This is a genomic window from Methylocystis sp. (assembly GCF_051061225.1).
Lineage (GTDB): Bacteria > Pseudomonadota > Alphaproteobacteria > Rhizobiales > Beijerinckiaceae > Methylocystis.
Window position 1 is genome coordinate 1 of the sequence record NZ_JBPFEB010000090.1, and the last position, 7,263, is coordinate 7,263.

The following is a 7,263-nucleotide window of genomic DNA, read 5'->3' on the forward strand; positions in this document are numbered from 1 at the left end:
CATTTCCGCTCGACCAAGCGGCGTCATTCGCGCATTCTTATGGGGGTTGTTCATCCGAAGAAGTCCCGAGTGCATCGTGTGGCAACGACCACTCTCAAGCCTTCAGCTCGGGTGAACAACCTCCTCAGAGACCACACCTAGAGGCCCGGGATGAGGAAGACGCCGACAAGGCTTGCCGCCAACATGCCGCCGAAGACCGATGTGCCGACCGCACGCTCGAAGTCCATGGCGGCGACGGTCAAAGCCGACCTTCAGGAGATCCATTACGCTGAAACCAAGGCCGCGGCGCGAGCGGGTATAAGCGTCTTCCAGGGGGCGGCGGGCAGGTCCCTCGCCCTTGCTCCGCTCGCGCTCTAAACCGATAAGCAGCCCTATGGCGAGGGCGACGGCAAAATCCAGCCACAGCGAGTCTGTCATTTCCAAAGCTTAGCCGATGTCGGCTCTCGATCCAAAGGGAGGCTTGTCTGCCCACGCTCGAATAAAATCCAGTGCTGACAGCAATCTGACAGCATAGCCGGGTCAAGTTCGCCATCATGGCCTGCGACGCTGATCGCGAGGCGAACAGGAGAGAAAATGATGCGCGGCTATGCCTATTTAATTGACGCCGGAGCGACCCTGGCCCTGTCGACCCTTGCCCAGGCGGCTCCCAAATGCACCGCTGAATCGAAGAACAAATGGATCTCCGAGCAGGCGATGAAGGCCAAAGCGATGGAGCTTGGCTATGAGGGGATCAAAACCTTCAAGGTCTCTGGCGATTGCTACGAGATCTACGGCTACAACAAGGACGGCCAAAAAGCAGAGGTTTACTTGAACCCCGTTACCGGGGAAGTGGTCAAAGCGAATATCGGGGGCTGATATGACCCTTGCAGGACCCTTGAGCAAAGGCGCGCGCGCCTCGGATCGTTCCATCAAAGTCCGCGTCTGGGATCCGCTGGTGCGAGCCTTTCACTGGCTCGTCGCAACCGGCTGCTTCATTGACCTCTTCCTCCTTGACGACGGCAGATTCTGGCACCGAGCAATCGGTTACGTCGTAGCCGCTGCGCTTGCCGTGCGCCCGATCTGGGGGGTGTTGGAACGAAGCATGCTCGTTTCCAGGCGCTTATCCCGACGCCTTTCGGGCTTCTGAGCTATGTTCGCCCGCTTGCAAGGAGAGCCAAGGCCTCATCGGTCTGTCCATGACAGGCTCGCTCTGCGCCCTTCGGCAAATCACGAATTTTTTCTCAGTCATCGTCGAACGAGCCTTGTTCGGCGCCCTTGTGGCAAGCCTTGCAGTCGCCTTTGAATTTTGCGCCGTTCTCCGCAAGAGCAGCCGGACCAACCCGGTTTCTCTTTTCATGTTTGCGTTTCCACCACGGTAGGTCGGTGATACGCGCCGGCGTGACCTCTGGATTGAGGTCGCGCAGCAATTTCGCGCCGATGCCTCCCGTGTCAGCATTGGCGACAAGGTAGTCGGCAATCGCTTTGGTCGTCGCGTCGTCGAGCGAAGCGTTCTCGCCAAAATGGTTGTTAAGATTGGCGACGATCGAGGACCACGAGCGGGCGGGTAGAAGTGCGGGCGGATACAGCATATGGCAGGCCGCGCATTCCTTGGCGACGGTCTTTTCTCGCACCGGGGTAAGGCTCAACCCATCGGCCATTAGCGACTGTGCGCCGAAAGCAACGCCAGACAACGCGGCTACGACGGCGATCGTTCCGGAATTCACATAGCGGCCCATTGGGGATCTCCTCAGATCAGATGGAAAGCAGGAACGCGAGGATGTCGGATTTCTCCTGAGCCGAACATTCGCGACCCAGAACGTCTGAACAATTTCGTTTGAACCATTTCTCCACCTCCGCCCGGTCGGTGAAGCGATTGGGCGCGGCCGAAGCCGCCATCGGTCCAATCGTTTTGCCTGCGCGCGTCTTGCCCGGGCCGGAAAGATTGGTGGTATGGCAGGAGATGCAGGACGGCGGTTCGGCCTTTCCTCCGGCGTGGGTGGCGAAGAACAGGGCTTTGCCGCGCGCCGCATCGCCTTTCGCGATGGCTTCATAGGTCTCGAAAAGGGCTTTTTGGGCGGGGTTCGTCGCCGCGGCCGACGTGGTCAAGAAAGCCAATGCCGCGGCGGCAAGTATGATGGGTTCGGAGACCGACATGATGGGGCCCTCAATGGCTATGTCGTTTGCAGAATATCCTGCGACAGCGACGGGCGTCTGCGCGCGCGTTTTCAGGTTATTACTTGTCACCAGGCGTGCGCTTACGGCCTGTAAACATTGATAGGACGAGGTTTTCGCCATGCTCGATGGAAGCGACAAAGACGCCGAGAAGATGCAGACCGATTAATGCGAGCATGATCGTCACGGCGCCTTCATGCGCTTCCTCGACCCATTTCTGTCCCCAGAATGCGTCCATCGTCAGCATGATGCCGGTGGCCGAGACCGCGAGGAGCGTCAACATCAGCACGATCACCATAAGACCGCCGGCGGGATTGTGACCGACGTAGCGCTCTGCCTGGAGCCTGGCGGAATCGAAGACAAATCGCGCCACTTCCCGACGCGAAAAGCAAAAATCGCGAAAACGCGCATGCTCGGAACCGACGAATCCCCACAAAATACGCAGCGCGACAAGCGCTAAAACGGTATAGCCTGCGCTTTGATGGACAATCTCGTAGATGTCTTTCGTGGCGAAAGCGATCACGAACATACCGACGAGCGCCCAGTGGAATACGCGCACGAACGGATCCCAGACCTTCACGTCGGATCCTTGAGTAACGAGTTCGCTTTCCGCGACCAGCTGTGTCATCGGGGTTATCCTCTCAAATAGAAAAAGCGCAGGATGGAGCGGTGAAGGCAAGCGCCGGCCCCCCCAGTGCCTTATTACGCACCGGCCTTGCTCGCTCGTCTCACTTGAGGACTGTCGACGCCAGTTGGGCGGTCGTCGGATCGTAAAAAAGTTCGAAGCGCTTGCCGTCCTTGGTGGCGTAGACCTCGTAACAACTGCCTGATACTTTGGATTTCATGATCAAGTAGCCATCCGACTTCACTTTGGCTTCAACGTCCTCGATCTTCATCCACGAAGCTTGGGGAGACTTGGTGCAGCCTGCCGCGTAGCTGCCTGCGTAGGCAGAGCTCGCAGTGAAGGTGAGAACCGTGGCAATGAGGAGGTTCGAGAGGATGTTTGAGCGGCTCATGATCGCTTGTCCTTCCGCTTTTGGGCTATCGGCGGTCATTCGACCGATGGGCTGACAGTAAAAGAAGCCGCCCCGCATCCGCCTGACGCCCGATGTCAGCGTATTGTCAGGCTGCGTCGTTCAATAATGGAGCCGGGATGTTTCTGGATCGCGTAACCTTGCGGCGCTCACACCTTGGACTGTGTTCAGTCCAAGGCCTGTTGCTTGGCCTCGGCCTTTCATGTTGCGCGCTTCAAGGCGGGAAAGCGGACGAAAGGATCGGACAGGACGAAATCCGAACGGCGGTCCGACGCGGTGAAATGCGATCCCTGTCGGAAATCGAAGACCTCCTGCGTGATAAGCTGCCCGGCGAAGCCATCAAGGTCGAGATAGAACGCGAGCACGGCCGCTGGATCTACGAATTCAAGGTTCTGGATCGCGGCGGTCAGCGCTTTGACGTGTATGTGGACGCCAGGACCGGCGAGATTCTGGAGACGACGAGGAAATGACCCGCGTTTTGCTTGTCGAAGACGATGCGGCAATTCTACGCGATATACGAACAGTACTCGAGGCGAACGGCTACCTTGTTGAAACGACGGCTGACGGTGAGGAGGCGTGGTTCAAGGGCGACACCGAGGAGTATGCCGCAGTTGTTCTCGATCTCGGGTTGCCGCGACTTGACGGCCTCGCTGTTTTGAAACGTTGGCGCCAGAATAGGCGTACGATGCCGGTGATCGTGCTGACCGCCCGCGGAACATGGCCAGAGCGCGTAGAAGGTATTGACGCCGGCGCCGACGATTATCTCGGTAAGCCATTCCAGATGGAAGAACTGCTCGCGCGTCTACGGTCTGTCCTGCGGCGTCACGCCGGGCAGGCGACGAGCCTGATAGAATGCGGCTCGGTGACGCTCGACGAGCGACAGATGCGGGTCAGCGTCAAGGGCGCGCCGCTAGCTCTGTCGGCATTAGAGTATCGTCTTGTTTCTTTTCTCATGAGGAATCGCGGCCGCGTTGTGCCGCAGCATGAGCTTATGGAGCACGTTTACGCCCATGACACCGAGCCGGACAGCAACGCGCTTGAGGTTTTGATTGGACGGGTTCGCAGAAAACTGGGTGTGGATCTCATCGAGACTCGGCGCGGATTCGGTTACATTGTTCCGGGGCCGACATGAGCGGACGCTCGCTTACTCTCCGGCTGCTTGCTGCGGGATTCGTCGCAATGCTGGCCGCGCTCGCTCTTGCGGGATTCGCGCTTGCCTTTCTGTTCGAGCGGCACGTCGAACGCCGCGCCGTCGCCGAGGCGGACGCGCAGCTGCGAACACTAATTGCCGGGTCGAGTCTATCGGAGACTGGAGCGCTGACCGTCGCCACCCCTCCCGGCGACCCGCAATTTGCGGAAGCCTATAGCGGACTGTATTGGCAAATTCAGTCGGACGGAATCGTTCTTGCCCGCTCCCGCTCGCTCTGGGACGAAGAAATCTCGCTGCCGCCGGACGAAGTGCCGGATGGCGGCGTTCATGTTCATGATGTGAAAGGGCCGCGCGGCGCAGCTCTGCTGGCGGTAGAACGCTCCGTCCTGCTGACGAGCGGCGGCGTCGCAAGGGCCTATCGTATGGTTGTGACGCGGGACCACGCCGAAATTGAGCGGGCGCGTAACGCCTTCTCGCGCGATCTGACCGTGGCATTGACGCTGCTCGGCGTCGTGCTCGCCGCAGCGTCCGTCGCGCAAATACGCTTTGGCCTGCGCCCATTGAACGCGATTCGTGACGAATTGCATCATGTTCGCTCGGGCGCACAGTTGCGCCTTCCCGCCGTGTTTCCGCGCGAGGTCATCCCGCTCGCCGACGAAATCAACGTGCTGCTGGATGAGCGCGACATCGCAATCGAACAGGCGCGCGGACGAGCTGCTGATCTTGCTCATGGCCTCAAGACGCCGCTTACGGCGTTGAACGCAGACGCGCGCAAGCTCCGTGAGAGGGGACAAATTGACATCGCCGACGACATCGAGGCGCTCGGCGCGATGATGCATCGCAACGTGCTTCGGGAGCTGACGCGCGCGCGCATCGTCGGCCGCCGCGGTGGCGCGCCGCTCGTCAGAATCAGGCCTGTCGCCGAAGCCGTGGCCGCGGTGGTGGCAAAGACGCCGGCGGCGACAGGCAAAGCGTTCGAATTCGACATCGACAGTGATTTTTCGATGTCTATCGATCGGGCCGACCTCGAGGAGCTGCTTGGCAATCTGATCGAGAACGCCACGCGCCACGCGGTGTCCACCGTCAGAATAAGGGTCGGCGCGGATCGCAATGCTCTACGACTTTCGGTATGCGACGACGGGCAAGGGCTTGAGCCGGATCAGATGACACGTCTGATGCGGCGGGGTGAACAACAGACCACATCGAGCGACGGAGCGGGACTCGGTCTGTCAATCGTACGCGAGCTTGTTGAGGCCTACGGCGGTACGATTTGGCTCGGACGTAGCGACCTAGGCGGGCTCTCCGTTGAAGTCTCTGTTCCTTATTTGAACGTCAATTGAGATTATCCGACCGCCACCATTATCGGTCGCGATCCTCTTCGGCGTGCCGTTTTGATCGATCGCCCTTAGTGGGAAGGGAAACGCCGCTTTGCGATCCCGCTTTGCCGCCAGCAGGAAGTCCACCGTGGCGCCGCCCTTGTCGACGGCCCGATACATCGTTTGTGTTCTAGGGCTCAGACCTATAAACTGGTTGGCGTAAGAGCAGGCTTGTGATTCACCGCTTCCAAAAGGAAGCGCCAATGATTCCCGACCTTTTCTGGCTGACCGAGGCCCAGTTTTCGAAGATTTTGCCGCATCTGCCGACAGACACACGCGGCAAGGCGAGGGTCGATGACCGGCGTGTGATCAGCGGGATTGTCCACGTCCTCAAGTCGGGCGGGCGCTGGATCGACGCCCCGCCGGAATACGGACCAAAGAAGACCCTCTACAACCGGTATGTCCGCTGGGCGGCCAAGGGCGTTTGGGTTCAACTTTTCGAGGCGCTCGCTGCAGCAGGAGGGCCGCCGACGCAGGTTCTCATCGACTCATCAGCGGTCAAGGCGCATCGCTCTGCAAGTGGGGGCAAAGGGGGGAGTGCGCCCAGGCGATTGGCCGATCAAGGGGCGGGCGGACGACAAAAATCCATGCGCTAACGGACGCCAAATGCCGGCCCGTCGCTTTCATGCTTACTGGCGGCCAGGTCGCAGATTGCACCGCCGGCGCGGAACTTTTGGCAAGGATGCCTTCCTGCAATATTCTGCACGGCGACAAGGGCTACGACACCAACGCCCTTCGCCGCCAGATTGAGGCTGGCGGGGCCATGCCGAACATCCCGCCGAAGGCCAACCGCAAGTGGAAGAACTGCTTCTCGCCGTTTCTCTATCGCAACCGTAATGCCATTGAGCGCATGTTTTGCCGGTTGAAAGACTTCAGGCGCGTCGCCACGCGCTACGATCGAAGCGCCGTGAACTTCCTCGCCGCAGTCTGCATCGCGGCAACGGTCAGCTACTGGTTATGAGTCTGGGCCCTAGCACTACTTTGGCAGTTTAGGTTCGCCGGTTTTGGCGAGTAGCTTATTGCAATGAGGACATCGCTTGGATGGCGGCCGAGCGAAAAGGTCAAGGATGGCTTGCCGGATCGCCGGCATGGTTGGTTGTGGCGCCGGTCCCCCGACTCTTTTTTTCCGTCCCGCTGCTCTGAGGCGGCGGGACTGGAGGAAGCCTTTGCGCGGCTTCAACGAGCAAGCCGCTCCTGCACTTCCATGTTGTGGGTTACCAGCATGGATTTATCGCTTTGCTTGACGAAATGGTACCGCGCGACGTAAGGCTTAGATAAGCCCTTCAGGCAGATCGCCCCGGGCGGCTCGAATGTCTCTATTTCGAACGTCGAGATTGCGCGAACGCCTTTGTCGAGAGTCGTTTGCCACGCTCTCGTGCCGGCCAAGAACAATCGGCGCGGGATTGGGGTTAAAGGTAAGCGCTCAACGCCTCCCGTGTAGCGGACTTACGCTTGGACGCCGATGATTGGTTGCCCTGGATTCGGGTGATCGACATAGGTCTGAGCATATGTCTGGAGATAGAACGTTTCAGGTTTTGGATGTGAGCCCAGC

General features: G+C 59.5%; 11 protein-coding genes. 6 read left to right on the top strand and 5 right to left on the bottom strand.

Features of this window, described 5'->3' with window-relative positions; all coding sequences use genetic code 11:
- Window positions 1-150 precede the first annotated feature (150 nt).
- Window positions 151-357, top strand: coding sequence for a hypothetical protein (locus tag ACR652_RS15375; protein WP_434507364.1), 207 nt, complete (start codon window positions 151-153; stop codon window positions 355-357).
- A 216-nt stretch (window positions 358-573) separates the two neighbouring features.
- Window positions 574-855: a PepSY domain-containing protein gene (locus tag ACR652_RS15380; RefSeq protein ID WP_434507354.1), complete on the top strand. Its 282-nt coding sequence runs from the start codon at window positions 574-576 to the stop codon at window positions 853-855.
- A gap of 365 nt (window positions 856-1,220) precedes the next feature.
- Here the strand turns inward: ACR652_RS15380 and ACR652_RS15385 are convergent, their stop codons facing one another.
- The 4 genes from ACR652_RS15385 to ACR652_RS15400 all read right to left on the bottom strand — a co-directional run bounded on the left by ACR652_RS15385 (window position 1,221) and on the right by ACR652_RS15400 (window position 3,167).
- Window positions 1,221-1,715 carry a hypothetical protein gene (locus ACR652_RS15385; RefSeq protein WP_434507355.1) on the bottom strand — a complete coding sequence of 165 codons (495 nt, stop codon included), beginning with the start codon at window positions 1,713-1,715 and terminating at the stop codon, window positions 1,221-1,223.
- Between the two features lie 16 nt (window positions 1,716-1,731).
- Window positions 1,732-2,274, bottom strand: a complete 543-nt coding sequence (locus ACR652_RS15390; protein WP_434507356.1) for a DUF1924 domain-containing protein — start codon at window positions 2,272-2,274, stop codon at window positions 1,732-1,734.
- Window positions 2,213-2,779 (bottom strand): cytochrome b/b6 domain-containing protein, encoded by a 567-nt coding sequence (locus ACR652_RS15395; RefSeq protein WP_434507357.1) that lies wholly within the window; start codon window positions 2,777-2,779, stop codon window positions 2,213-2,215. Before ACR652_RS15395 ends, ACR652_RS15390 begins: the two co-directional genes overlap by 62 nt.
- Before the next feature lie 100 nt (window positions 2,780-2,879).
- Window positions 2,880-3,167 carry a PepSY domain-containing protein gene (locus ACR652_RS15400; protein WP_434507358.1) on the bottom strand — a complete coding sequence of 96 codons (288 nt, stop codon included), beginning with the start codon at window positions 3,165-3,167 and terminating at the stop codon, window positions 2,880-2,882.
- Between the two features lie 137 nt (window positions 3,168-3,304).
- Here ACR652_RS15400 and ACR652_RS15405 point away from each other — a divergent pair, with 137 nt between their 5' ends.
- From ACR652_RS15405 to ACR652_RS15415, 3 genes are read left to right on the top strand one after another with little or no spacing between them, the layout of a single operon-like run.
- Window positions 3,305-3,655 (top strand): PepSY domain-containing protein, encoded by a 351-nt coding sequence (locus ACR652_RS15405; RefSeq protein WP_434507359.1) that lies wholly within the window; start codon window positions 3,305-3,307, stop codon window positions 3,653-3,655.
- A complete protein-coding gene (locus tag ACR652_RS15410; protein WP_434507360.1) occupies window positions 3,652-4,317 on the top strand; it encodes a response regulator transcription factor in 666 nt (221 codons plus the stop codon). Before ACR652_RS15405 ends, ACR652_RS15410 begins: the two co-directional genes overlap by 4 nt.
- A 47-nt stretch (window positions 4,318-4,364) precedes the next feature.
- Entirely contained in the window at window positions 4,365-5,675 is a 1,311-nt protein-coding gene (locus ACR652_RS15415; RefSeq protein WP_434507361.1) for a sensor histidine kinase, read from the top strand.
- Here ACR652_RS15415 and ACR652_RS15420 read toward each other — a convergent pair.
- The gene (locus ACR652_RS15420) at window positions 5,625-5,831 is read right to left on the bottom strand and encodes a DDE-type integrase/transposase/recombinase (protein WP_434507362.1); all 207 of its coding nucleotides are present in this window, start codon (window positions 5,829-5,831) and stop codon (window positions 5,625-5,627) included. The two genes, ACR652_RS15415 and ACR652_RS15420, sit on opposite strands and share 51 nt — an antisense overlap.
- An 83-nt stretch (window positions 5,832-5,914) precedes the next feature.
- Here ACR652_RS15420 and ACR652_RS15425 point away from each other — a divergent pair.
- Window positions 5,915-6,672, top strand: a protein-coding gene (locus ACR652_RS15425; RefSeq protein WP_434507363.1) for an IS5 family transposase whose coding sequence is annotated in 2 segments (ribosomal slippage) — window positions 5,915-6,251 and window positions 6,251-6,672 — 759 coding nt in all. Because the reading frame shifts where the segments join, the coding sequence is not laid out codon by codon here.
- Window positions 6,673-7,263 lie beyond the last annotated feature (591 nt).

What these genes read in the sequence shown, in the direction of transcription:
- ACR652_RS15375 (WP_434507364.1), top strand. Translation starts at nt 151, where the DNA reads ATGAGGAAGACGCCGACAAGGCTTGCCGCCAACATGCCGCCGAAGACC.
- ACR652_RS15400 (WP_434507358.1), bottom strand. Translation starts at nt 3,167, where the DNA reads ATGAGCCGCTCAAACATCCTCTCGAACCTCCTCATTGCCACGGTTCTC.
- ACR652_RS15390 (WP_434507356.1), bottom strand. Translation starts at nt 2,274, where the DNA reads ATGGCGAAAACCTCGTCCTATCAATGTTTACAGGCCGTAAGCGCACGC.
- ACR652_RS15410 (WP_434507360.1), top strand. Translation starts at nt 3,652, where the DNA reads ATGACCCGCGTTTTGCTTGTCGAAGACGATGCGGCAATTCTACGCGAT.
- ACR652_RS15420 (WP_434507362.1), bottom strand. Translation starts at nt 5,831, where the DNA reads ATGTATCGGGCCGTCGACAAGGGCGGCGCCACGGTGGACTTCCTGCTG.
- ACR652_RS15385 (WP_434507355.1), bottom strand. Translation starts at nt 1,715, where the DNA reads ATGGGCCGCTATGTGAATTCCGGAACGATCGCCGTCGTAGCCGCGTTG.
- ACR652_RS15380 (WP_434507354.1), top strand. Translation starts at nt 574, where the DNA reads ATGATGCGCGGCTATGCCTATTTAATTGACGCCGGAGCGACCCTGGCC.
- ACR652_RS15395 (WP_434507357.1), bottom strand. Translation starts at nt 2,779, where the DNA reads ATGACACAGCTGGTCGCGGAAAGCGAACTCGTTACTCAAGGATCCGAC.
- ACR652_RS15405 (WP_434507359.1), top strand. Translation starts at nt 3,305, where the DNA reads ATGTTTCTGGATCGCGTAACCTTGCGGCGCTCACACCTTGGACTGTGT.
- ACR652_RS15415 (WP_434507361.1), top strand. Translation starts at nt 4,365, where the DNA reads ATGCTGGCCGCGCTCGCTCTTGCGGGATTCGCGCTTGCCTTTCTGTTC.